This window comes from Novosphingobium sp. CECT 9465, from assembly GCF_920987055.1.
In the GTDB taxonomy this organism is placed as follows: Bacteria; Pseudomonadota; Alphaproteobacteria; order Sphingomonadales; family Sphingomonadaceae; genus Novosphingobium.
This window is the reverse complement of record NZ_CAKLBX010000001.1, coordinates 2,643,401-2,667,024: the sequence shown is the minus strand read 5'-3', so window position 1 is coordinate 2,667,024 and position 23,624 is coordinate 2,643,401. Positions and strand designations below refer to the sequence as shown.

The window sequence follows — 23,624 nt, the reverse complement described above, 5'->3', positions numbered from 1 at the left end:
GCAGCACATACCACCAAATATTCCGGCAATCCGACCTATGGTTGGCCACAGGTAGATAACATGCCTTTAATTTATCAAATATGCAGTCTATTATTCGTCGATGGATGCAACAGGCAGGCAACTTGACCAGTTCGATCGCAAGATTATCGATCTCCTGTCGCGAGACGGGCGGATGCCGGTCACCGAACTGGCCGAACAGGTCGGCTTGTCCAAAACGCCGTGTCAGGTGCGCTTGAAGCGCCTGATCGACGATGGCGTGATCAAGGGATTTCGCGCCGTGCTGGACATGGCGCGTCTGGGGCTGGACCACATTGCGTTCACCGAAGTGAAACTTTCCGACACGCGCGAACAGGCGCTCGCCGAATTCAATCGCGGAGTCATGGCCATTCCCGAAATCGAGGAATGCCACATGATCGCTGGCAATTTCGATTATCTGATGAAGGTGCGAACCGCAGACATCCGCCGTTTCCGCATGGTGCTGGGCGAAAAGATCTCGACCCTGCCGCATGTTTCGAACACGTCGACTTTCGTGGTGATGGAGCCGATCAAGGATCGGGCGTGAGGGCTACTGTGGCTTGGTGCCCTGTACCTCAATGGCGCGGGCCAAAGATCAGGTGAAATCTTCGAGATGGAAATTCCGGGCGAATGCGTCGGCAAGTGTCCGCGCATCCAGCGTTTTCAGTATTGGCAGACGGCCCAGCCGCCGTGCCTCTCCCATCGTGCAGATCGTGGCTTCGCTGTCTTCATTGGCATCGCCCACGAACGCCACGCCGTGAACGGATACGCCGCGATGACGCAGCGCTTCGATGGTGAGAAGCGAATGATTGATCGTGCCGAGTGCGGTTCGCGCCACAATGATGACCGGCAGGTTCCACCATGCAAAGACATCGGCGTAGGTTGTGTTGCGCGTGACCGGAACAAGTGCGCCGCCTGCGCCTTCGACCACCAGAGGACGCACATCGGGCAGGACAAGGCGCGCAGGATCGATCACCACGCCATCGATTTCCGCCGCGCGGTGGGGCGAACAAGGGGTGGCGAGGCGATAGGCTTCGGGCAGGATGTGCGAGGCCGGAACGCCGGAAAGCAGCGCGACATGATCGCGATCTGCGCCATCATCCAGCCCCGCCTGAACCGGCTTCCAGTAGTGCGCCGTCAAGGCACCGGTAAGTGCGGCGGCGAAGATCGTCTTGCCGATGCCCGTATCCGTCCCGGTGACGATGAAGGCGCTCATCCCAGCGCGTCCGCCAGTGCTGCGCCCAATGCATCGACATCGCTCCGGCTGGTGTTGAGCGTCAGCGAGATGCGCAACCGGCTGGTGCCCTGAGGGACGGTGGGCGGGCGAATGCCGCGCACATCGAAGCCCCTGGCCTGAAGTGCGGCCGCAACGGCCATGGTGCGGGCATCATCGTGCAGGATCAGCGGCAGGATCTGCGATCCGGTGGCGATGGCTCCGTGGCGACCTAGCACGGCTTCGGCATGGATCACAAGATCCTTGAGCGATTCTCGGCGTTCAGGTTCATCCGCCAGCATGCAGATGGCTTCGCGCACGGCGGCGGCGATGAGCGGCGATGGCGCGGTTGAGAAGATGAACGGACGGCCCCGATTTACCAGGAAATCCCTGACAATCCGGGGACCGAGCACAAGCGCCCCTTCGCAGCCCAGCGCCTTGCCGCAGGTGCGCAGGACCACGGTATCGGGCCGACCGTCAAGATCGCAGGCAAGGCCGCGTCCATCGTGTCCGAACACGCCGGTAGCGTGGGCTTCGTCGATCAGCATGATGGCATCGTGGCGTTCGGCAACACGGGCCATTTCGGCCACGGGCGCGATATCGCCATCCATCGAATAGAGCGTTTCGAACGCCAGCCAGATGCGGCCTGTGTTGCCATTGGCGCGCCACGTTCGCGCGGCATCGTCGAAGCCTTGCGGATCGTTGTGCGCGGCGCTGACGGCGGTGGCGCGGGTCAGGCGCAGGCCTTCATGCATGGAGGCATGGACGAGTTCGTCATAGACGATAAGGTCACCGCGCTGGGGCAGGGTGGAGAGCAGCGCGACATTGGCGGCGTAGCCTGAAGAGAAGAACAGCGCAGCCTCACTGCCAAAGAAACGCGCGGCCTCTTCTTCCAGAAGTTCGTGTTCGGGATCGTTGCCGCGCAGCAGCCGCGATCCGCCCGAACCCAGCGGTACGCCGCGCGCGATGGCATCCCGCACCGCGCGGGCAAGGCGCGGCGAGGTGGACATCGCAAGGTAATCGTTCGAAGCAAAGTCAACGCCCCTGCGCGGGGACAGCGAGCGCAGCCGCGCCTTTTCGCCCAAGGCGGCGAGATCGGCGGTGTGGGTACTCCAGATATTGCCCGTCCGGGTTGAAGTGTCTGCCATCAGGCCGCGCAGCCCCCCGAACAGCCTCCGACTGCTGCCTTCATTGCGCGCAGCGGTTCATCGCCTTCCATCGGCTTCAGACCAAGGCGGGCGAACATTGCCGCGTCGGCATCGTCTCCGGCATTAGCGGCGGTGAGCAGCTTGTCGCCGGTGAAGATCGAGTTCGCGCCTGCCATGAAGCACAGGCTTTGCGTTGCCTCGCTCATGGATTCGCGTCCCGCCGAAAGGCGCACCATAGACAGCGGCATGGTGATGCGCGCCACGGCCACGGTGCGGACGAATTCGATATCGTCGATCTTGGCGAGCGGTGTATCGGCCAGCATGTTGCCCAGAACGGTGCCCTTGACCGGGACCAGCGCGTTGACCGGTACGCTTTCGGGGTGCTGTTCCAGCGTGGCCAGCGCATGGACGAAGCCGACGCGATCGGCGCGTGTTTCGCCCATGCCGACGATGCCGCCCGAACATACGTTGATCCCGGCGTTGCGCACCGTATCGAGCGTTTGCAACCTGTCAGCGAAAGTGCGCGTGGTGATTACTTCGCCATAGCGTTCGGGCGAGGTGTCGATGTTGTGGTTGTAGTAATCGAGGCCCGCTTCGGCGAGTTGGTTGGCCTGCGACGGGGTGAGCATGCCCAGCGTCATGCAGGTTTCCATGCCCATTTCACGCACGCCCTTCACCATGGCGATGATCGCGGGCATGTCGCGGTCCTTCGGATTGCGCCATGCTGCACCCATGCAGAAACGCTTCGATCCGTTGTCCTTGGCCTGTGCGGCAGATTGCAGAACTTTCTGCACTTCCATCAGCTTGGTGGCTTCGATGCCGCTGTCGGCCTTCACCGATTGCGAACAGTAGCCGCAATCTTCGGGGCAGCCGCCGGTCTTGATCGAGAGCAGGGTGCAAAGCTGCACTTCGCCAGCGCGATGGTGCGCGCGGTGCACTTGCGCGGCACGAAACACCAGTTCGGTGAACGGCAGATCGAACAGCGCGGCGATTTCTTCGCGCGTCCAGTCATTCCGGCAGGCAGGCAGGGCGGACGCTCCAGTGGTGAACGCGTCGGTGGTGACGGTCGATTCTCGCGGCTGGAGCATGGTCTCTTGCACGGCTGGCGTCCTTCGGATTCAGGTCTTTGCGAGGCCCATAACCGAAATTTCGCCGTCATGCTGTAGTGAATTCGTAAAATTGCAAATTCGCACTTTGCATTTCACGCGATGCAATGGCTGCGGCATTGCCCCCGCGAAATGCTATATTGCTGCTTGCGGGCTGGTCTTGTCCTGCCCTTTGGATCAGGACGCTATCGACAGATGGACGGGCTTGATTGTATGTGTTGCTTACAAAATAGCATCGGAGTATTCTGGGCGTCATGGAGAGGTTGAAGCAGATCATTGCGTCCCACGCCGGACGGGAAGGGCCATTGCTGCCCATCCTGCACGATGTGCAGGCGGAATATGGCCACATATCGGAACCGGCGATTCGCACGATTGCGGGCGCCCTGAACCTGAGCCGCGCCGATGTGCACGGCGTGGTCAGCTTCTATCATGATTTCCACGAAGTGCCCGAACCGCACGCCGTGCTCAAGCTGTGTCGGGCCGAGGCCTGCCAGGCGCGTGGCGTTGAAGCGCTTGCCGCTGCGTTGCCGGATAATCCGCGTGTGAGGATCGAGGCGGTCTATTGCCTTGGCCTGTGCAGCGTGGGGCCGAACGCGATGATAGGCGGAAAGGTCCATGCTCGGCTCGATGCGGCAAAGCTGGGCGCACTGGTGGAGCAGTTGGCATGACCGCCGAAACAGCAAAAGTGGTGCGGATCAGCGACGACGCGCTGGCGCTGGCCTGCGGTGCCGATGAAGTGGCCGATGCTTTCACGGCGGCTGGCTACGAGGTCGAGCGCGTGTCATCGTGGGGGATGCATTGGCTGGAGCCGTTGGTGGAGATTGGCGGGCAGGGATTCGGCCCACTTGAACCGGCGGACGTCGCCGATGTGCTCGGCGGCACTTCGGTCAAGGCCATAGGCCGGATCGAGGATCACCCGTTCATCGCCAGGCAGCAGCGCTTCACGTTTGCGCGGGCGGGCAAGACACGGCCGTTGAGCCTTGACGACTATGCGGCGCATGGCGGCTGGCATGGGCTGGCCAAGGCGCGCGAGATCGGCCCTGTGGCGACGATTGCTCAAGTGACCGAATCAGGTCTTCGCGGGCGCGGCGGCGCGGGGTTTCCGGCGGGAATCAAGTGGACCACTGTCGCCAATGCCGAGGCAGACCGGAAATACATCGTCTGCAATGCCGACGAGGGCGATAGCGCGACCTTTGCCGACCGCATGGTGATGGAGGGCGATCCCTTCATGCTGATCGAGGGCATGGCGATTGCGGGTCTCGCGGTGGGGGCGACAAAGGGCTACGTTTATATTCGCAGCGAATATCCGCACGCGATTGCGAAGATGGAAGCAGCGGTCAGGGCCTCGGCGCATATCGTTGCGCCTTTCGTGGCCGAAGTGCGCGTGGGCGCGGGCGCCTATGTGTGCGGCGAGGAAACATCGCTGCTGAACAGCATTGAGGGCAAGCGCGGCGAAGTGCGCGCCAAGCCGCCGCTGCCCGCGCTGGAGGGGCTGTTTGGCAAGCCGACGGTCGTCAACAATGTGCTGACGCTGGCGGCGGTGCCGTGGATCATGGCCAATGGCGCGGCGGCTTATGCGCAAGTCGGGTTCGGGCGGTCAAAGGGCACGATGCCGATCCAGCTTGCCGGCAATATCAAATATGGCGGCCTGTATGAGGTCGGCTTCGGGGTGACGCTGGGCGAACTGGTGATGACCGTTGGCGGCGGAACCGCATCGGGACGTCCGGTGCGCGCGGTGCAGGTGGGTGGCCCGCTGGGGGCTTATCACCCGCCTGCCGAATTTCACTTGCCCTTCGATTACGAGGCTTTTGCCGCCAACGACGGGCTGATCGGCCATGCCGGGCTGACCGTGTTCGATGATAGCGCCGACATGAGCGCGCAGGCGCGGTTCGCGATGAATTTCTGCGCGGTGGAATCGTGCGGGAAATGTACGCCGTGCCGGATCGGATCAACGCGCGGGGTGGAACTGATCGACCGTATTCGCGCCCGGTCTGGCAGGGCGGCAGACAAGGTCGAGGCACTGCCGCAGATGCATAATGCGAACAAGACGCCGCGCACACTGGGTGACGACATCACGCTTCTGGAGGACTTGTGCGAAACGATGAAGTTCGGCTCGCTTTGCGCGTTGGGCGGATTCACGCCTTATCCGGTGCTGTCGGCGCTGCGCCATTGGCCTGAGGATTTTGGGGTGGCTCCCGCTGATCGGGATGCAGCCGAGTGATCCTCGGAGCCGTTCTTGCTGGTGGCCGGTCCACCCGCTTTGGCAGCGACAAGGCGCTGGCCGAGCTTGGCGGGCGTACCCTGCTGGAGCGGGCGGTCGAGGCACTGGAAGCCTTGTGTGACGCGGTGGTGGTGATCGGGCGAGACATTGCGCCCGCACCGACATTGCCCGATTGGCCGCGCGCCGGGATGGGGCCGCTGGGCGGCATCGCGGCGGCGCTGCATCATGCGCGCGATGCGGGCTATGATCTGGTGCTGACCTGTTCGGTCGACAGCGTGGGGCTGGGTGACGATCTGCTGGCCCAACTGCAACCGGCTCCGGGCTATTGCGCGGACCAGCCGGTGATCGGGCTGTGGCCAGCCGCTGCTTCGGCCACGGTCGATGCGATATTGCAAGGCGATGGCCGGCATTCCATGCGCGCCTTTGCCGAAGCGCTGGGTGCGCGGCCAGTGCAGTTCGATCAAAAACCTGCTAATATCAATACACCGGCAGACCTTGAGTCTGCGGAGAGGCGATCCCATGGGCTATGAACGTCAGGCAGATTTCGGCACTCCAGAGGTCCATTCGGACAGGCAGGTCACCTGCTTCGTCGATGGGCGCGAAGTCACTGTCCCGGCGGGCACCACGGTTATGCGCGCCGCTGCGCTGACCGGCGGTTCGATCCCCAAGCTCTGCGCGACCGACAACCTCAAGCAGTTCGGGTCATGTCGTCTGTGTCTGGTCGAGATTGACGGGATGCGCGGGACGCCTGCGTCCTGCACCACGCCGGTCATGCCGGGGATGAAAGTCCACACCCAGACGCCGCGCTTGCAGAAGCTGCGCAAAGGCGTGATGGAACTGTACATTTCCGATCACCCGCTCGATTGCTTGACGTGCAGCGCCAACAACGATTGCGAGTTGCAGGATCAGGCCGCCGCCGTGGGCCTGCGCGATGTGCGGTTCGGCTATGAAGGGGAGAATCATCTCGATCAGGCGACTGATACCTCCAATCCCTATTTCGATTTCGATCCTTCGAAGTGCATCGTGTGTTCGCGCTGCGTCCGCGCTTGCGATGAAGTGCAAGGCACGTTTGCACTGACCATCGACGGGCGCGGCTTTGGCTCGAAAGTCTCGGCAGGGCTTGCCACCGACAGCTTCCTGTCGTCCGAATGCGTTTCGTGCGGCGCCTGCGTACAGGCCTGCCCGACCGCGACCTTGCAGGAAAAGGCGGTCAAGGAGATCGGCAAGCCCGAACGCTCGGTCATCACGACATGCGCCTATTGCGGCGTTGGCTGCACGTTCCGCGCCGAGATGCGCGGCGAGCAGGTGGTGCGGATGGTGCCGTGGAAGGATGGCAAGGCCAATCGCGGGCACTCATGCGTCAAAGGGCGCTTTGCCTGGGGCTATGCCCAACATCAGGAGCGCATCCTTTCACCGATGATCCGCGAGAGCATCGATCAGCCATGGCGTGAGGTCAACTGGGAGGAGGCGCTTGCCTTTACCGCCAGCGAGATCAACCGCATCCGCGATACCTATGGACGGAATGCGCTGGGCGGGATTACGTCGAGCCGCTGTACCAATGAAGAGACGTTCCTTGTCCAGAAGCTGATCCGGGCAGGGTTTGGCACGAACAACGTCGATACCTGCGCGCGGGTGTGCCATTCCCCCACCGGCTATGGCCTGAAGACCACGTTTGGCACCTCTGCGGGTACGCAAGACTTCGACAGCGTCGAGGACAGCGATGTGATGCTGGTGATCGGCGCGAACCCCACCGATGGGCACCCGGTGTTCGCCAGCCGCATGAAGCGCCGGTTGCGTCAAGGCGCGAAACTGATCGTGATCGATCCGCGGCGCACCGATCTGGTGCGTTCGGCGCATATCGAGGCGGATTACCACCTGCCGCTGCGGCCCGGCACCAATGTGGCGGTGCTGACCGCACTGGCCCATGTGATCGTGACCGAGGGACTGGCCGATGAGGCGTTTATCCGCGAACGCTGCGATTGGGATGAATACCAGCACTGGGCTGAGTTTGTTTCGGCAGAGCGCAACAGCCCTGAATTCCTCGCACCCGTCACCGGCGTGGATGCCGAGACGGTCCGCGGCGCGGCGCGGCTTTATGCGACGGGCGGTCCCGGTTGGGCGTCAGCCCAGAGAGGCAAGCCAAACGGCGCGATCTATTATGGCTTGGGTGTTACCGAACACAGCCAAGGCTCGTCAACAGTCATGGCGATTGCCAATCTGGCGATGGCGACCGGGAACATCGGGCGGCGCGGTGTGGGCGTGAACCCCTTGCGCGGGCAGAACAATGTGCAGGGCGCCTGCGATATGGGCAGCTTCCCGCACGAACTATCCGGCTATCGCCACGTGTCAGACGCCGCCACGCGCGCGCTGTTCGAGGCGGAGTGGGGCGTGCCGATCGATCCCGAACCGGGCCTGCGCATTCCCAACATGCTGGATGCGGCAACCGACGGCACGTTCAAGGCGATCTACATTCAGGGCGAGGACATTCTCCAGTCCGATCCCGATACCAAGCATGTCGCAGCTGGCCTTGCCGCGATGGAATGTGTGATCGTCCACGACCTGTTTCTGAACGAGACGGCCAATTATGCGCATGTCTTCCTGCCGGGATCGACGTTCCTTGAAAAGAACGGCACTTTCACCAATGCCGAACGCCGCATCCAGCCGGTGCGCAAGGTGATGGAGCCGCTGAACGGCCCAAAGGGGCAGGGATACGAAGACTGGCAGGTCACGCAGGAACTGGCGCGCGCAATCGGGCTGGACTGGAACTACACGCATCCCGGCGAGATCATGGACGAAATCGCGCGGCTGACGCCGACGTTTGCGGGCGTGAACTATGCGCGGCTCGATGCCGAAGGATCGCTGCAATGGCCGGTCAACGAGGCCGCGCCCGATGGAAGCCCGATCATGCACATGGATGGGTTCGTGCGCGGGAGAGGCAAGTTTGTCGTCACCGATTATGTGCCGACCGACGAGCGCACCGGCCCGCGCTTCCCGCTGCTACTAACCACGGGGCGGATATTGAGCCAATACAACGTCGGCGCGCAGACGCGGCGCACCGCCAATACGGTGTGGCACCCCGAAGATGTGCTGGAAATGCATCCGACCGACGCCGAGAACCGTGGCGTGAAATCGGGAGACTGGGTGCGTCTTGCCAGCCGTTCGGGCGAAACGACGCTGCGGACGCTGGTGACCGACAGGGTTGCGCCGGGCGTGGTCTATACGACGTTCCACCATCCCGCCACGCAGGCCAACGTCGTCACCACAGACTATTCCGACTGGGCCACCAATTGCCCGGAATACAAGGTAACAGCTGTGCAGATCACGCCATCGAACGGCCCGTCGGACTGGCAGGAAGATTACGAGGCGCAGGCCGTCCGATCGCGCCGCATTCAAGGTTCTGCGATGGAGCCAGCCGAATGAGCGGGCAGACTGTGGAAAAGCTTGTCTACATGGCCAACCAGATCGCGCGCAACATGGCGCTGGATGAAAAGCCGGTGGCGGCAGTGGCCGATCACATCGTGGCGTTCTGGACACCGGTGATGATCGAGATGTTGATCGACGAAGGGCGCAGCGGCCTTGATCCGATTGCAGCAGATGCTGTCAACCGGATAGTCGAAGGGCGTATTCCTGCCCCCCAGACGCGCGCGACAGATCCGCAGGTCCAAGGCTCCGATGCCGGTTGAGGGCACACGCTCTTTCGATCTGCGCGAACACTTTGCCGATGGCACTGAGGCGCGCGATGTCGAACGCCTGCTGATCGAAGAAGCGCCTGTCGCCATCGAAATCAATGGCGTGGGCTATGCGGTGATGATGGCAACACCCGCCGATCTGGACGACTATGCGCTGGGCTTCTGCCTGTCCGAACAACTGATCGCATCGGCTACCGAGTTTGTATCGGCCGATGCCGCGCCCGTCGATGCGGGTGGCTGGATGTTGCGCGTGCAACTGGCGCCATCGGGAGCGGCGCCGCTTCTGGAACGCGCGCGCCTGCGGCTGTCCGAGGGCAGTTGCGGGCTGTGCGGGATCGAGAGCCTTGAACAGGTCATGCGACCGCTGACGCCGGTTGTGGCGCGGCTGACGGTAGAGCCTGCGGCGATGTTTCGCGCCGTGAATGCGATGGGCGATTTGCAGGTTATGGGCAAGGCTACGCGCGCAGCGCACGCCGCAGCACTATGCGCGCCCGATGGCACGATCCGTCTGGTGCGCGAGGACGTGGGCCGCCACAATGCGTTCGACAAGCTGCTGGGGGCAGCCGCGCGCGCCGGACTGGCGGTTGCCGATCATTTCATCCTTCTGACAGCGCGGTGCAGCTTCGAACTGGTGCAGAAGGCGGTGATTGCAGGAGTGCCGTTGCTGGTGACCATCTCGGCCGCTTCGACACTCGCGGTCGAACAGGCGCGGGCGCATGACCTTAGGCTGGTGAGCCTGGCGCGGACGGATAGTCTGCTCGAATCCTGAGCACGGCCATGCTGTCAAGCGCGCGGGCCAGCGTGTCAATCGAGGCGGGCTTGGTCAGCAGCGGGCCTTCGGGCGCGTTTTCCTCAGGTTCCAGCGAGTTGTGGCCGCTGAGATAGCAGAAGGGAATGCCGTCGCGTTGCAGTCGTTGCGCAACGGGCACCGATGTGGCGGTATCGCCCAGCGAATAATCGAGGAGCGCGCAATCCACTACCTCGCTTTCCAGCAATGCAAGCGCCTGTGCAACCGTGGCCGCCGCGCCGATTGGCTGATGGCCAAGATCGGCGATGGTTTCTTCCAGGAGCATCGCGAGAAGCGGTTCGTCCTCCAGTAACAGGACACGCATGGTACATCCTTCCAGGGCCATAAGCCTGCGGCATTGTACGGTCCGGCGGGAGCGGAATTGCCACGCCGGGAACTTTACAGCAATTGTGACAGCAACAATATAGACAAGTCGCAGCCAGAGGTCATTCTGCCGCGTTTGTTGGGACCAATCGCCTGAACGCGCGATGTCTGGGGATGGTGGACGCAATGCCGACAGATGATTCGCGCCGGGAGTTTCGTTATGCCGATGGCGCCGCAACAAGCGGACGGGACCGCGCCGTGGCAGTTGGCCTTGCCATTGCATTCCATCTTGCCGTGTTATGGGGCGTGATCCACGGGTTCGGTGGCATTCCGGCGTTGGATGGTCCGGTAGAGACGGCGTTCACGACCCGGACTTTCGATGTTGCGCTTGATCCGCCAAAGCCCGAACCGACGCCCAGGGCACCGGATCCGGCGGGTGCTTCGGGCAAGGAAGGCCGAAAGGCGGAGGCCAAGGCGACAGTCGCGCAGGCGCGCGTCCCGGCAAGGAAAGTCCCGGCGCCTCCGGTAGCCTCGACCGGCGACGATGTGCTGTCAGGCGCTGCGACGCAGGGCCAAGGTACAGGTGGCGGCGGTGACGGGATGGGAACGGGCAGCGGGGCCAGTGGCAACGGGGCAGGCGGCGGGCTGGTGCGAAAGGCGGAAAAGATTGCGGGAGATATCCGTTCCACCCGCGATTATCCCAGGGGGAGCCAGCAGGAGCGCATCGGCAAGCGGGTGGTGATCCTGCTGACGGTGGGTACAGACGGTAAAGTATCGGACTGCAAGGTATGGCGGGCGAGCGGTGTGCCCGAAGCCGATACCGTGACCTGCAAGCTGGCCCGCGAGCGCTTTCGTTTCCGACCTGCGACTGATGGCGAGGGGAACCCCGTCGAATCGACCTATGGCTGGGAGCAGCGCTGGTTCGCACCGTGAATGCTGCATTGCACAAATGCTATTTAGGGCTTACTTAAGCCTAAGCCGGTGAAGCGTAGGCACTTTGCGACGAGTGGCGCAAAAATTGCCACAATATTGCTGCATCGCGGTGCAACCGTATCGCCGGAAGTGCGTTTGTTCATCAACAGTCAAGGTGCTGCATACCTGCGCGCCTCGCCCGCACCATTCGGAAGATCGCCCGCCATGACCTTCACCAATGCTCGAAATGGATCTGGAGACAAAGCAACCCCTGGTTCCGTCCTGTCGTTCCTGCGCCGATCCGATTCATCTGCGCGCCACCGGATCGCGCTGATCGGAGGGTTTCGCCCGCGCAAATGCGGAATCGCCACTTTCACCACAGACATATACGAACAGCTTGGGGTGCATCATCAGGACGTGAAGATTGATCTTCATGTTATCGATGATCCTCGCTCCCCGCTTGAATACGAAGGGGTGCGCGGCACGATCTGTGCCGATAACCGCGAGGATTACCGCGCGGCTGCCCGCCGCATCAATGAAGACGCCGTCGATGCCGTATGGCTTCAGCACGAATACGGGATATTCGGTGGCGAGGCGGGTGAGATGGTGCTCGATCTCGTCGATCGGGTCGCGGCCCCCCTGATTGTCACGCTGCACACCGTTCTGGCCGAGCCATCGGCCAGGCAGCGCCGGATACTGGAGCACCTGCTGCGCCGAGCTTCGCGCGTAATGGTCATGTCGGCCCATTCGATGCAGTTGTTGCGCGACCTTTATCGCGTAGACGCCGGACGGATCGCCGTGATCCCGCATGGCGCGCCCGACAGGCCGTTCGGACGCGTTGAAGAATACAAGGCGAAGCTGGGCCTTTCCGGGCGGCGCGTGATGATGACCTTCGGGTTGCTTGGTCCCGGCAAGGGCCTGGAAACGGTCATCGAGGCGCTACCCGCAGTTGTCGAGAACCATCCCGACGTGGTCTACCGCATCGTAGGCGCAACACATCCCAATCTGGTGGCGAGCGAGGGCGAGAGCTATCGCGAGGGACTGGTGGAACTGGCCGACCAGCTGGGCGTTGGGGGCAACATACAATGGGACAACCGCTTTCTCGATAACGAGGAACTGCTTGATCAGCTTGAGGCCTGCGACATTTACCTGACGCCCTATCCCAACATGCAGCAATCGACGTCCGGTACGTTGAGTTATGCCGTGGCGCTGGGCAAGGCAGTGGTTTCCACGCCCTATGTCCATGCGCGCGAACTTCTGGCCGATGGCGTAGGCGTGCTTGTGGAGCCGCGTCAGGCTGATGTGATCGCGGCAGCGGTCAATCGCCTGCTGGATGATCCGACCGAGCTTCGCGCGGTTCAGCGCCGTGCATGGGAAAAGGGCCGGGAAACGATCTGGCCGTGCTTTGCCGCCGCGTCGCGGGCTTTGGTCGAAAGTGTCGTCACCCAGCCGCCGCGCGCGATCCCGTTGCTGGCAACGCCCGGATTTTCAGGCGTTGTTGCGATGAGCGACAGCACCGGCATGTTCCAGCATTCGATCCTGACCGTGCCCGATCGTCGCCATGGCTATTGCATTGACGATAACGTGCGCGCGCTGATGCTGATGGGAGAAGCCGATGGCGTTCCTCTGGCAGAAAGGCAGCGCTGGGCCACGGTTTACGCCTCTTTTATCCAGCACGGCTGGAATCCCGATCGCCAGGCGTTCCGCAATTTCATGAACTTCGACCGCACGTGGTGCGAAGATGTGGGGTCCGATGACAGCAATGGCCGCACCCTGTGGGCGCTGGGCCATGCGATGGGGAATGCCCCTGACGAAGGTTTGCGCGCGTGGGCGGCGCAATGGTTCGACATTGCGCTGGAACCTGTGGCCAATATGGAATCGCCGCGCACGGTCGCGTTCATGATGCTTGGCTGCGTGGAAGCGTTGCGCGTCAACCCCGGTCACGGCGCGGCGCGCGCGGCGCTGGCATGCGGAGCAGCCTTGCTGGACAGATTGCTTGCCGTTTCGCGCAGGCCGGACTGGGCGTGGTTTGAGGCAGTGCTGGGCTACGACAACCCCCGCCTTCCGCAGGCGCTGATCGAGGCCGGCGCAATGCTGGGCCGTCAGGATTGGCTGGAAAGCGGGCTGGCGAGCCTGCGCTTCATCGCGCGGCAGCAGGTATCGGCTCAGGGCCATTTCCGTCCGGTAGGATCGGAAACCTTCGGTCAGTTCTACGAAAACCTGCCGTTCGATCAGCAACCCGTGGAGGCCTGGGCAGCGATAGACGCTGCCGCGGCTGCCTATGCGGCTACGGGTGACATCGGCTGGCTGCGCCATGCCGAGACTGCCTACCGCTGGTTCCTTGGCGGGAACGATCGCGGAGAGGTGATGGTCGACATGGCGAGCGGACGGTGCCGGGATGGGGTGACGCCGCAAGGTGTGAACCTGAATTGCGGAGCGGAATCAATTCTTGCATTCCAGCTTGCGCACTATGCGATGTGCAGGCTAGCCAATCGTACCGGGACCGGTCAGCCGGTGTCCGGCACCTCGCCGGTGGATGCCCGGCCCGAACGGATCAACTACAAGGGTACGCAACAGCTTGCGGGTGCTTGAACAACGGCTTCATGCCGATCCATCACGGGTCGTGCTTCGTCCATTTCATCTCGGCTGGCAAGGGCCAGGCGGAACCAGTGCGCGCGCTGAAAAGCTCGTGGCCGATGTCGCATCGCTGGCCGAGGATGAGGCGGCGGACGAATATCGGCGGGTTCTCCATGATTTCGAGGAGCGGCACTGGCAAACGGAGCAACTGTTCCTTGAGCGGTACGCCGAAATAGAAGCCATGCTAGGGCTGGATGGGTCTTCCTTTTCAGCCCTGCGCAAAAGTCTGATCGGCGCCTATTTCTGCCACGAATATACCTACGCCGCAGCAGCATTGATGAACCCCAGCATCGTGCCGCATCCCGACCAGTCGGGGATGACCGGCGGCGCGGTGCGTTTCGTGATGAGCCTGCGCGCGGTGGGCGAGGGGCACATCAGCTCGATCGTGTTCCGCGAAGGCATAGCCATGCCTGACGGCACGTTCGAACTGTGGCCGCAAAGCCACTTTGCCACCGCGATGCAGGCCGACGACAGCCTTTCCGCGCTGCGTGACGATGGGGCGGTGGGGGTCCACCGTCATTCCGAAAGCAGCCTGTCGAACAGCGTGATCTTTCCGATCACCGAACAGCAGCGCGGCGGCCTTGAAGATCTGCGTCTCGTGCGCTTCGATCATGGCGGTGGCGATTTCGAATGGATGGGCACTTATACCGCCTATTCCGGCACGTCGATCCGGTCCGAACTGCTGTTGACCCGCGATTTTCGCCAGTTCGTGCTGGAACCTATCGAGGGCCGCGCCGGGCGCAACAAGGGCATGGCCCTGTTTCCGCAGAAGATCGGCGGGCAATATTGCATGGTCGGGCGGCAGGACGGCAAGAACCTGTTCCTGCTGCGGTCTGACCGGCTGGATTGTTGGGATGACGATGGCGTTCTTCTTATGGAGCCTGAATTTCCGTGGGAATTTGTGCAGATCGGCAATTGCGGCAGCCCGATCCTGACAGAGCATGGCTGGTTGTTGTTCACGCACGGCGTCGGCGCGATGCGCAAATATGCCCTGGGCTGCGCCTTGCTGGACCGTGACGATCCTTCGAAGGTCATTGCACGATCGGCCAAGCCCATCCTGACCGCCATTGACGCTGACCGGTTCGGATACGTGCCGAACGTGGTCTACACTTGCGGCGCCCTCCTTGTGGGAGAGCAACTGCTTATTCCTTATGGAATTTCTGACAGCGCCGTAGGTTTTGCGTCCACTTCAGTTACGGACCTTCTGGCCATGATGGGGAATATCTCCTAGACTAGGCCGGAAGATAAGCGGTTCAACTTCGATCAAGGCGGCCAATGACTGATATTATTCCAGTTGTTCTTTGCGGGGGAAGTGGCACCCGACTTTGGCCGCGGTCCAGAAAGCATAAGCCCAAGCCATTTCTTCCCCTTGTTGGCGATACAACCATGTTCGCCGCCACTGTTCTGCGGTGTGCTCCCAAAGATGGATTCGGCCATCCCGTGATCGTCACGGGCACCGCGCACCTTGATCATGTCGAGGCGCAACTGCCCGATCGCGCCAACACGCGGATATTGGTGGAACCGGTCGGGCGCAATACGGCGGCAGCCATTGCCCTTGCGGCGCTGCTGTTGCCGCGCGATGCGATCATGCTGGTCTGCCCCAGCGATCACCATATCGGTGATTGCGACGCATTCCGCAGCGCCGCGCGTGAAGCGGCCGGATTGGCCGATAAAGGTTGGCTGGTATCGTTCGGTATCGCACCCACCGCTCCTGAAACGGGATTCGGCTATCTCAAGCAGGGTGATCCCATTCCCGGCTCTTCGGGTCGAAAAGTTGAACGCTTCGTCGAAAAGCCCGATCTGGCCCGTGCCATGGAATTCCTCGCAAGCGGTGAATATGCCTGGAATGGCGGAATTTTCGCGTTCAAGGTTGGCACGTTCCTTGATGAACTGGCAAAGCATCGACCAGATATCCTTGAAGCCGTCCGTGCATCGGTTAACAAGGGGCGGACCGATGGCCTGCGTTTTCATCCTGATGCAGATCTTTTTACGCAGGTTCCCAGTCAGTCGGTCGACTATGCGGTCATGGAACTGACGGAACACGCCGCTATGGTGCCAGCTACGATGGCATGGTCTGATATCGGCAACTGGCAGGCCCTGCACGAAGCGCAAGAAATCGATGAGGCAGGCAACGCCACGTTCGGCAGGGTGGAACTGCTTGATTCCCGAAACGTTCTGGTGATGAGCGACGGCCCGCGCGTTTCCGTGGTCGGTGTTTCGAACCTGATCGTCGTCGTCGATGGGGATGAAGTTCTGGTCTGTTCGCCGGAAGGTGCGCAGGCCGTTGGAAAATTGACCGGAGCAGCCAATCAGTGAAAGCATTGACCAAGCGTCTGGTCGAAAAACCGTGGGGCAAGGATGTCCTGCCATCGCCATTCGTGGCGCCGGAGGGCATGCGGATAGGCGAAGTGTGGTTCGAGCCTCCGGTCGAAATGCCCGATATCCTGGTCAAATACATCTTCACCAGCGAGAAGCTTTCGGTTCAGGTGCATCCCAGCGATGCGCAGGCGCGGGAACTTGGTGAGGCCGATCGCGGCAAGGAAGAGTGCTGGCTGGTGATCGACGCCGAGCCGGGCGCTAAACTGGGGGTCGGCTTCAGGAAATCTTTGGATTCCGTGACGATGCGGGCCGCCGCGCTCGATGGAAGCATCGAGGATATGCTGGCATGGCACCCCGTCCAGGCAGGGGATTTTTTCTACATTCCGGCAGGCACGGTACACGCCATCGGCGCGGGTGTGAGCCTGATCGAAGTGCAGCAGAACAGCGATATCACATATCGACTTTACGATTACGGACGCCCCCGCGAACTGCATCTGGACAAAGGTCTACAGGTCGCAAAGGGGCAGCCACACGATCCGGCATTGCGCCGCAACGGCTGCCTGGGAACGACGCAGCGCTTGGCACAGGGCGAATATTTTGTGGCCGATGCAGTGGCAGGCATACCGTCCGCTGCTCTTCGCGCGGAATACCAAGGGCCATGCCTGGTCATTCCGTTGCGGAAAAACATCGGGCTTGGCGATATCGTGCTTGAGCCGGGTGACTGCGGACTGGCCGCAGGGGCAAATGCCGTGAACTTCGATCCGGCCGGCAACTGCCTCCTGGTCAGGCCGCTTTAGAGGCGGGGCGGAAGGTAGAGTTCGGGATTGCGGGGCACGTTGTTGCGCCGCAGTTCGAAGTGGACCGTCGGGCGCCTGGCTTCGCCGCTCTTTCCCACCAGCGCTATGCGTTCACGTGCAGTAACGCTCTGGCCTTCCTTCACCGTCATCGAGCCGAGATAGGCGTAAGCGGTGACGAATCCCTTGCCATGATCGATCAGGATCAGTTGCCCGAACCGCTCAGGCTCCTTGCCTGCATAGATGACGATGCCTGCCGCCGCAGCGCGAACCTTGGTCCCGTAGAGCGCGGCAAGGTCTATGCCGTTGGACGGGATGCCTGCAATCGAATCGCCAAAGCGGGAGATGATCGCGCCTTCGGTCGGCCACTGCATGCGCGGTGCATCGGATTCCCGCTGGGCAAGCGGCGGGCGCGGCAATGATGTGGAGCGTGGGAGGGGGGCGGAGCTTGGCGGGGGGGCAGGACGGACGGGGGCGACCGGCGCGGGCCTTGCAACGGGCGCGGCGCTTGTATCCGGCCGCCGCAGCACCTGGCCCACGCGGATCATATAGGGACTGGGAATGGCGTTTGCCGTGCCGAGCGCGGCCATGTCCACGCCCCAGCGTCGTGCGATGGCGGCAAAGGTATCGCCCGGCTGGACGGTGTAGCTCCAGGCAACGATCGGTCCACGCGGATCGGCCTCGCGCGCGTCTTGCTGCGCTGCCAGCGGTGCGGCCAGCACAAACAGCAGGGCAGCGCCAACCCGCCGCATCAGGCGGGGGGCACCAGACGGGCCAGTCCGCCCATGTAGGGAAGCAGCACTTCGGGCACTTCCACCGATCCGTCCTCCTGCTGGTAGTTTTCGAGAACTGCCACCAGTGTACGCCCCACGGCAAGCCCCGAACCGTTGAGCGTATGCACGAATTCGGTGCCTTTTGCGCTTCCATCGTCCTTGGCGGGCCGATAGCGCGCATTCATCCGCCGTGCCTGGAAATCACCGCAGTTGGAGCACGACGAAATCTCGCGATAGGCGCCCTGGCCGGGCAGCCAGACTTCGAGATCGTAGGTCTTGCGCGCGGTAAAGCCCATGTCGCCGGTGCACAGCAGCACCTTGCGATAGGGCAGGCAAAGCGCTTGCAATACCCCCTCTGCACACCCGGTCATGCGCTCATGCTCGGCCTCGGAATCTTCCGGCCGCACGATCGAGACAAGTTCGACCTTCTCGAACTGGTGCTGGCGGATGAACCCGCGCGTATCGCGCCCCGCCGCACCTGCTTCGGACCGGAAGCACGGCGTCAGCGCGGTCATGCGCAGGGGGAGTTGCGTGTCGCTCAGGATCTGGCCCTGCACGGCGTTGGTCAGGCTGACTTCGGCGGTCGGGATCATCCAGCGCCCATCGGTGGTCTTGAAGAGGTCCTCGGAAAACTTGGGCAACTGGCCGGTGCCGAACACCGCCTCATCCTTCACCAGCAGCGGCGGGATGCACTCCAGATAGCCGTTCTCGCCGGTCTGCCGGTCGAGCATGAACTGCGCCAGCGCACGGTGCAGCCGCGCCATGCCACCCTTGAGGAACGTGAACCGCGCGCCAGAGATCAGCGCGCCGGTCTCGAAATCGAGGCCGAGAACGGGACCGAGGTCGGCGTGTTCCTTCGGGCTGAACGCAAAGTCGCGCGGGGTGCCCCAGCGGCTGACTTCGACATTGTCCGCCTCGTCCGCACCTTCAGGCACATCGGCCGCGGGCAGGTTCGGCCATGCCGCAAGCGCTGCGTTCTGCTCCGCGGTCAGGCGGCGCTCTTCCTCTTCCAGCGCGGGCAATTCGGTTTTGAGCGCGGCGACTTCGGCCTTCAGCGCTTCGGCCGTGTCCTTGTCGCCTTTGCCCATGGCTGCGCCGATGGCTTTCGACGCCTCATTACGGCGGGCCTGCGCCTCCTGCATCCGGGTGGCGATGTCGCGGCGCTGCGCATCGATCGCAAGGATGGATCGGGCAACCGGATCGACCCCGCGACGGGCGAGGGCGGCATCGAAGGCTTCGGCGTTTTCGCGGATCAGGCGTATGTCATGCATGCGCGGGCTATGCCGCCTTGATCCGCGAGTGGCAAGTCAGGGCATCAGCCCATCGTCACTTGTCTGCGTTACCTGCGGGGGCCTCCCCTATCTGCGCGGACAAGTGCTGAGACCGATCAGCGAATAGAGCGGGCAGGTACGCATGAAGCCGGTCAACAGCGGCACCAGCCCAAGCCAGCCCCACGGGGTTTGCGGCCCGACAAACACAAGGGCAATCAGCGCCAGACCAACGACAATGCGCAACACGCGGTCGATACCGCCGACATTGGATTTGAACATGATGGGACCTTTCCTGTTATGACCGTGACTGTTGCAGAGTGCGATTTACAGTCATTGTCCCGTGTCAAATCGCAGGGGGCTTCCGGCGCGGCTTTCAATTGCGCGGCAAAACCCTACCTTCCCGATATTGCCAACAGCGCTTCACAACCGAAGCGCCGTCCTTGCCGGGAGCTTTGCCGTGTCCGTGATGTTCGATGTCTGAAGCCATGGTCCTTCACGGCTATTGGCGCTCCACCGCTTCGTGGCGCTTGCGCATCGCGCTGGGGCTGAAAGGGCTGAAGTGGCAGGGTGTGGCGCATGATCTGCTGCGGGGCGGGCAGCATTCGGCGGAATATCTTGCCATCAACCCGCAAGGTCTGGTGCCTGCACTGGTCGTCGGCGATCATGTCCTGACCCAGAGCCTTGCAATCTGCGAATATCTGGACGAGGTTCATCCCGAACCCGCGCTGCTGCCGCAGGACGCGCTTTCACGCGCAAGGGTGAGGGCTGTGGCGCAGATCATCGCCTGCGATGTCCATCCGGTCCAGAACCTCAAGGTCCTCAGGATGCTTCGCAAGCGAGGACTGGATCAGGACGCGATCAACGCATGGGCGATCGAAGTGATTGAGAGCGGTCTTGCCGCATTTGCAGAACTCGTCGCGGGCGCCGAAGGCCCTTACTGCTTCGGATCGCAAGTGACGCTGGCCGATATCATGCTGGTCCCGCAACTGGGCAATGCGCGCCGGTTTGGCGCAAGGTTCGATTTTGGTCGTATCCCGTCCATCGAGGCTGAATGCATGAAATTGCCAGCGTTCATCGATGCGGTTCCGGCAAGACAGAGCGATGCCCCGATCGAATAAAGGCACTACAGCATGTCCTAGTCTCCAGCCCCTATTAGCGATGACCGTCACACGCTTGCAAGGCGCTGCAACAGCGTCCATCCCTTGCCCGTCAGCAGCGTTGAGGAAACAATGATCGATACAAGCAGGATCGAACGCGGCGGCCTGATCGTCCTGCTGGCGGTTGTTACCGCAAGCTTGCTGTTCGTCGTATCAGGCTTTGCCAGCGCGCTGCTATGGGCGGCGCTGGCGGCGCTCATGTTCAGTGCGCTGAACGAACGCCTGCTCGAACGCTGGCCGGGACGGCGCAGCCTGGCAGCAGCGATGACGCTGCTGATAATAACCTTTGCAGTGATCATTCCGGCGATGCTGATCGGCACCATGGTGGTGCAACAGGCCGCTGGTGTGTTTGGCCAGATGCGTTCGGGCGAGATCAATTTCGCAATGTACTTCCAGCAGGTGCACAATGCCTTGCCCGGCCGTGTTCAGGCCATGCTCGGCAATGCCGGGCTGGGGACGTTCGAACTCGTCCAGAGCCGACTGGCCGATGCCATCAGCAGCAGCGCCACGATGCTCACGCAGCGCGCACTGGCCATCGGGGCGAACGCGGCCGCCTTCGTGCTGGCGTTTGGCGTCGGGCTTTACGTCACGTTTTTCCTTCTGCGCGATGGTCATGCGCTCGGCCCCACGATCATCCGGGCGCTGCCGTTGGAACATTCGGTAGCCCAGCGAATCGCCGACCGCTTTGTCGCCGCAGTGCGCGCAACGCTGAAGGGATCGGTTGTCGTGGCGTTGGTTCAGGGCATGCTTGGGGCAATAACATTTGCCATCGTGGGCCTTCCGGCAGCCTTGCTGTGGGGCGCGCTGATGGCCATCGCTGCGCTGCTTCCCGCGATCGGCCCTGCGATCATATGGGGTCCGGTAGCGATTTATCTCTTCGCCACCGGGGCCTTGTGGCAGGGCGTGGTGGTAACCGCATCCGGCGTGGTCGTCATCGGCATGGCGGACAATATCCTGCGGCCCATGCTTGTCGGTCGCGATACCGGCATACCGGACTGGCTGGTGCTGGTAACCACCCTCGGCGGGATCGAACTGCTGGGGCTGAGCGGCATCGTCATCGGCCCGGTCGTGGGCGCGCTGTTCATCACGGCATGGCAAATCCTGACCGAACAGCGCCTCGCCGCGCGGACCGCAAGCGCTGCGCCAAAGTTGGATTGAGCGGATGGCCGATAGGCTTCCAAGCGATCAAGCGCTGGTGGGCGCGGCAGGGATTGAACCTGCGACCCCACCCGTGTGAAGGGTGTGCTCTACCACTGAGCTACGCGCCCGTCCTGGCGGCAAACTGGCCGGCTGCTGGACAGGGGCGGGCCATTACGACGACGCGCTTCGATTGACAAGTGGGACGATCAAGATAATTGCGCGCTCCATGAATGATGAAACCCCACAGCCCGAAACCGTCCCTGCAACCCCGGCGCCTGCCGCTGCCGGACCGGACGTGCCGCCAGACCGTCTTGCGATCAATCCGCGCAGCCCGTTCTTTGATGAGGAAAAGCTGCGTCGCGGGATCGGTATCCGCTTCAAGGACGTGGTCCGCCACAATGTCGAGGAATATTCGATTTCCGAAGGCTGGGTGCGCGTACAGGCGGGCAAGGCAATGGATCGCAAGGGCAACCCGTTGACGATCAAGCTGAATGGTCCGGTCGAGGCGTGGTACGAAGACCTTGGCGAGGACGCGCCGGTCGCAAAGGCCTGAACTGGAAAGCGCGGGTCAGGCCGGTAACAGCCGCTCGCGCTCGTTCGCCACAAGCTGTGTCAGCCAGTCCTTGAACGCGCGCACCCGCGAAAGATTGTGCGTGTCCTTGTGAGTCACCAGCCAGAACGAGCGGGTGATGCGGCGGTCGGGCAGGACGGGCACCAGCGCAGGGTCGGAATCGCCGACGAAGCAGGGCAGCACGCCGATGCCTGCACCCGCAGCGATCAGGCGATGCTGGGCATTGATCGACGAAGAGCGCACGGTTGCCGAAAGGTCCGGCCAGATCTCTGCCAGATAGCGCAGTTCGGGCGCGTAGAGCAGGTCGGGGATATAGCCGACCAGCCGGTGCCCGGTGGCGAGTTCGCCCGGCTTGTCCGGCAGGCCGTTCTGCGAAAGATAGCCGGGCGTGGCGTAAAGACGCAGACTGTAGTCCGACAGTTTCCCCGCGATCACAGGTCCTGCGCGGGGGCGTGACAGCGTGACTGCCAGATCGGCCTCGCGCTTCGAAGGACTGAGAAAGCCTGACGAAGCGACCAGATCGACCACGAGACGCGGGTTGGTTTCGATAAAGCTTCCCAGCACCGGCGCAACGATCCAGCTGGCCAGACCTTCCGAGAGGCTGACGCGCAACAGGCCCGTTGGCCCCGCGATGCCGGCAGCCTGTTCATCGATGCGGCTGGCAGCCTGCTCCATTGCTTCGACTTCGGCGAGCATGGTCTCGCCCGCCTCGGTCAGGATTTGCCCCTCGCGGGTCTGTTCGAACAGTGTGGCGCCGATTCTGGCCTCCAGGCGGCGCAGGCGACGGCCAACAGTGGTGGCATCCACGCCCATGGCCGAAGATGCGCGCGCCAGTTGGCCGGCCCGCGCTACGGCGAGGAAAGCCTGAAAGTCATTCCAGTCACCGATTTTCATCCAAGGTCCTGCATTATTGCAGGTGTAAGTCGCACATTCGCATGTTGCCTGCAATCCGCCATGGGCGCATGAGCCTGCATCAGGCGCTGACAGGAAAGGAATGACGTGGCGTGCGTTGGCAGGAAATCTACCAATCGCACCGGAGTTTCCCGATGACGCGTTTCAACCTGTTCGTTTTTGCCGCGCCTTTTGCGCTTGCTGCCTGTTCGGACCCTTCGCCGGAGCCGACCGGCGCGGCGACGCCGTCGCTTGCACCAATGGTGAGTGAATCCGAAGCTTTCGCTCCTCCCGTAGCCCCCGGCGCAAGCGAAGCTGCATCGCGTGCCGGCATGAACGTGTTTCCTGCCGCGATGCGCGGCACATGGGGCATGAATGCTGCCGATTGCGATCCTTCGCGGGGTGACAACAAGGGCATGATGACGGTGCGCGACGATGAGGTGAAATTCTACGAATCCATCGCGGAACTGGGTACTGTTCGTGAAAGCACTGACGATGCCTTGCGCGCGACGTTCGATTACGAAGGTGAGGGCATGGCATGGCAACGCGATGCCCGGTTCGAACTGGCCGAGGGCGGAAAGGTGCTGATCCTTACCGAATATGGCGACGATGCCCCGCAAGGCCCGCGCCGGTACAGCCGTTGCAAGTGAGGGAGG

Annotated in this window: 25 protein-coding genes and 1 tRNA gene; 16 read left to right on the top strand and 10 right to left on the bottom strand. The window is 62.5% G+C overall.

Annotated elements, in window-relative coordinates; translation table 11 throughout:
- Positions 1–100 precede the first annotated feature (100 nt).
- Positions 101–562 (top strand): Lrp/AsnC family transcriptional regulator, encoded by a 462-nt coding sequence (locus LUA85_RS12955; RefSeq protein WP_231470562.1) that lies wholly within the window; start codon positions 101–103, stop codon positions 560–562.
- Between the two features lie 48 nt (positions 563–610).
- Here LUA85_RS12955 and bioD read toward each other — a convergent pair whose 3' ends face one another.
- From bioD to bioB, 3 genes are read right to left on the bottom strand one after another with little or no spacing between them, the layout of a single operon-like run.
- Positions 611–1,231 (bottom strand): dethiobiotin synthase, encoded by a 621-nt coding sequence (gene bioD, locus LUA85_RS12950; protein WP_231470560.1) that lies wholly within the window; start codon positions 1,229–1,231, stop codon positions 611–613.
- Positions 1,228–2,376, bottom strand: coding sequence for an 8-amino-7-oxononanoate synthase (locus tag LUA85_RS12945; RefSeq protein ID WP_231470558.1), 1,149 nt, complete (start codon positions 2,374–2,376; stop codon positions 1,228–1,230). Before LUA85_RS12945 ends, bioD begins: the two co-directional genes overlap by 4 nt.
- A complete protein-coding gene (bioB, locus tag LUA85_RS12940; RefSeq protein WP_231470556.1) occupies positions 2,376–3,476 on the bottom strand; it encodes a biotin synthase BioB in 1,101 nt (366 codons plus the stop codon). Before bioB ends, LUA85_RS12945 begins: the two co-directional genes overlap by 1 nt.
- A 260-nt stretch (positions 3,477–3,736) precedes the next feature.
- Between bioB and LUA85_RS12935 the strand changes: the two genes are divergently transcribed.
- The 6 genes from LUA85_RS12935 to fdhD are packed head-to-tail and all read left to right on the top strand — an operon-like array spanning position 3,737 to position 10,161.
- A complete protein-coding gene (locus tag LUA85_RS12935) occupies positions 3,737–4,150 on the top strand; it encodes an NAD(P)H-dependent oxidoreductase subunit E (RefSeq protein ID WP_231470554.1) in 414 nt (137 codons plus the stop codon).
- Positions 4,147–5,703: an NADH-ubiquinone oxidoreductase-F iron-sulfur binding region domain-containing protein gene (locus LUA85_RS12930; protein WP_231470552.1), complete on the top strand. Its 1,557-nt coding sequence runs from the start codon at positions 4,147–4,149 to the stop codon at positions 5,701–5,703. The genes LUA85_RS12935 and LUA85_RS12930 overlap by 4 nt, the downstream gene beginning before the upstream one ends.
- A complete protein-coding gene (locus LUA85_RS12925) occupies positions 5,700–6,233 on the top strand; it encodes a molybdenum cofactor guanylyltransferase (RefSeq protein WP_231470550.1) in 534 nt (177 codons plus the stop codon). The genes LUA85_RS12930 and LUA85_RS12925 overlap by 4 nt, the downstream gene beginning before the upstream one ends.
- Complete coding sequence (fdhF, locus tag LUA85_RS12920; RefSeq protein ID WP_231470547.1) at positions 6,223–9,123, top strand: formate dehydrogenase subunit alpha; 2,901 nt, start codon at positions 6,223–6,225, stop codon at positions 9,121–9,123. The genes LUA85_RS12925 and fdhF overlap by 11 nt, the downstream gene beginning before the upstream one ends.
- Positions 9,120–9,386, top strand: coding sequence for a formate dehydrogenase subunit delta (locus LUA85_RS12915; RefSeq protein ID WP_231470545.1), 267 nt, complete (start codon positions 9,120–9,122; stop codon positions 9,384–9,386). Before fdhF ends, LUA85_RS12915 begins: the two co-directional genes overlap by 4 nt.
- A complete protein-coding gene (fdhD, locus tag LUA85_RS12910) occupies positions 9,376–10,161 on the top strand; it encodes a formate dehydrogenase accessory sulfurtransferase FdhD (protein ID WP_231470543.1) in 786 nt (261 codons plus the stop codon). Before LUA85_RS12915 ends, fdhD begins: the two co-directional genes overlap by 11 nt.
- Here the strand turns inward: fdhD and LUA85_RS12905 are convergent.
- Positions 10,115–10,504, bottom strand: a complete 390-nt coding sequence (locus LUA85_RS12905; protein WP_231470534.1) for a response regulator — start codon at positions 10,502–10,504, stop codon at positions 10,115–10,117. The two genes, fdhD and LUA85_RS12905, sit on opposite strands and share 47 nt — an antisense overlap.
- A gap of 185 nt (positions 10,505–10,689) precedes the next feature.
- Between LUA85_RS12905 and LUA85_RS12900 the strand changes: the two genes are divergently transcribed.
- Positions 10,690–11,436, top strand: coding sequence for a TonB family protein (locus LUA85_RS12900; RefSeq protein WP_231470532.1), 747 nt, complete (start codon positions 10,690–10,692; stop codon positions 11,434–11,436).
- Positions 11,437–11,721: 285 nt separating this feature from the next.
- On the opposite strand, the gene LUA85_RS21615 is transcribed toward LUA85_RS12900, so the two are convergent.
- Complete coding sequence (locus LUA85_RS21615) at positions 11,722–11,850, bottom strand: hypothetical protein (RefSeq protein WP_256448249.1); 129 nt, start codon at positions 11,848–11,850, stop codon at positions 11,722–11,724.
- Positions 11,851–11,889: 39 nt separating this feature from the next.
- Here LUA85_RS21615 and LUA85_RS12895 point away from each other — a divergent pair, with 39 nt between their 5' ends.
- From LUA85_RS12895 to LUA85_RS12880, 4 genes are read left to right on the top strand one after another with little or no spacing between them, the layout of a single operon-like run.
- Positions 11,890–14,007 carry a glycosyltransferase family 4 protein gene (locus tag LUA85_RS12895; protein WP_231470530.1) on the top strand — a complete coding sequence of 706 codons (2,118 nt, stop codon included), beginning with the start codon at positions 11,890–11,892 and terminating at the stop codon, positions 14,005–14,007.
- Positions 13,952–15,283 carry a glycoside hydrolase family 130 protein gene (locus tag LUA85_RS12890; RefSeq protein WP_231470528.1) on the top strand — a complete coding sequence of 444 codons (1,332 nt, stop codon included), beginning with the start codon at positions 13,952–13,954 and terminating at the stop codon, positions 15,281–15,283. The genes LUA85_RS12895 and LUA85_RS12890 overlap by 56 nt, the downstream gene beginning before the upstream one ends.
- Before the next feature lie 44 nt (positions 15,284–15,327).
- Positions 15,328–16,368, top strand: coding sequence for a mannose-1-phosphate guanylyltransferase (locus LUA85_RS12885; RefSeq protein WP_231470526.1), 1,041 nt, complete (start codon positions 15,328–15,330; stop codon positions 16,366–16,368).
- The gene (locus LUA85_RS12880) at positions 16,365–17,168 is read left to right on the top strand and encodes a class I mannose-6-phosphate isomerase (protein WP_231470524.1); all 804 of its coding nucleotides are present in this window, start codon (positions 16,365–16,367) and stop codon (positions 17,166–17,168) included. The genes LUA85_RS12885 and LUA85_RS12880 overlap by 4 nt, the downstream gene beginning before the upstream one ends.
- On the opposite strand, the gene LUA85_RS12875 is transcribed toward LUA85_RS12880, so the two are convergent.
- The 3 genes from LUA85_RS12875 to LUA85_RS12865 form a co-directional block, all read right to left on the bottom strand.
- Positions 17,165–17,917: a M23 family metallopeptidase gene (locus LUA85_RS12875; RefSeq protein ID WP_231470522.1), complete on the bottom strand. Its 753-nt coding sequence runs from the start codon at positions 17,915–17,917 to the stop codon at positions 17,165–17,167. The genes LUA85_RS12880 and LUA85_RS12875 overlap by 4 nt on opposite strands.
- Positions 17,917–19,209, bottom strand: a complete 1,293-nt coding sequence (gene serS / locus LUA85_RS12870) for a serine--tRNA ligase (protein WP_231470520.1) — start codon at positions 19,207–19,209, stop codon at positions 17,917–17,919. Before serS ends, LUA85_RS12875 begins: the two co-directional genes overlap by 1 nt.
- 87 nt (positions 19,210–19,296) lie before the next feature.
- Positions 19,297–19,488: a DUF2892 domain-containing protein gene (locus tag LUA85_RS12865; RefSeq protein ID WP_231470518.1), complete on the bottom strand. Its 192-nt coding sequence runs from the start codon at positions 19,486–19,488 to the stop codon at positions 19,297–19,299.
- 194 nt (positions 19,489–19,682) lie between these two features.
- Between LUA85_RS12865 and maiA the strand changes: the two genes are divergently transcribed.
- Together maiA and LUA85_RS12855 are read left to right on the top strand one after the other, a co-directional pair.
- On the top strand, positions 19,683–20,327 hold the full coding sequence (gene maiA, locus LUA85_RS12860) for a maleylacetoacetate isomerase (RefSeq protein ID WP_231470516.1): 645 nt from the start codon (positions 19,683–19,685) through the stop codon (positions 20,325–20,327).
- 111 nt (positions 20,328–20,438) lie between these two features.
- Positions 20,439–21,524, top strand: a complete 1,086-nt coding sequence (locus tag LUA85_RS12855; protein WP_231470514.1) for an AI-2E family transporter — start codon at positions 20,439–20,441, stop codon at positions 21,522–21,524.
- 35 nt (positions 21,525–21,559) lie between these two features.
- On the opposite strand, the gene LUA85_RS12850 is transcribed toward LUA85_RS12855, so the two are convergent.
- Positions 21,560–21,634: transfer RNA gene (locus LUA85_RS12850), tRNA-Val, on the bottom strand.
- Between the two features lie 98 nt (positions 21,635–21,732).
- On the opposite strand from LUA85_RS12850, the gene LUA85_RS12845 reads away from it, so the two are divergent.
- Complete coding sequence (locus tag LUA85_RS12845) at positions 21,733–22,059, top strand: DUF3297 family protein (RefSeq protein WP_231470512.1); 327 nt, start codon at positions 21,733–21,735, stop codon at positions 22,057–22,059.
- A gap of 15 nt (positions 22,060–22,074) precedes the next feature.
- Here the strand turns inward: LUA85_RS12845 and LUA85_RS12840 are convergent, their stop codons facing one another.
- The gene (locus LUA85_RS12840) at positions 22,075–22,971 is read right to left on the bottom strand and encodes a LysR family transcriptional regulator (protein WP_231470510.1); all 897 of its coding nucleotides are present in this window, start codon (positions 22,969–22,971) and stop codon (positions 22,075–22,077) included.
- Positions 22,972–23,123: 152 nt separating this feature from the next.
- Between LUA85_RS12840 and LUA85_RS12835 the strand changes: the two genes are divergently transcribed.
- Positions 23,124–23,618: a hypothetical protein gene (locus LUA85_RS12835; protein ID WP_231470509.1), complete on the top strand. Its 495-nt coding sequence runs from the start codon at positions 23,124–23,126 to the stop codon at positions 23,616–23,618.
- Positions 23,619–23,624: the final 6 nt, after the last annotated feature.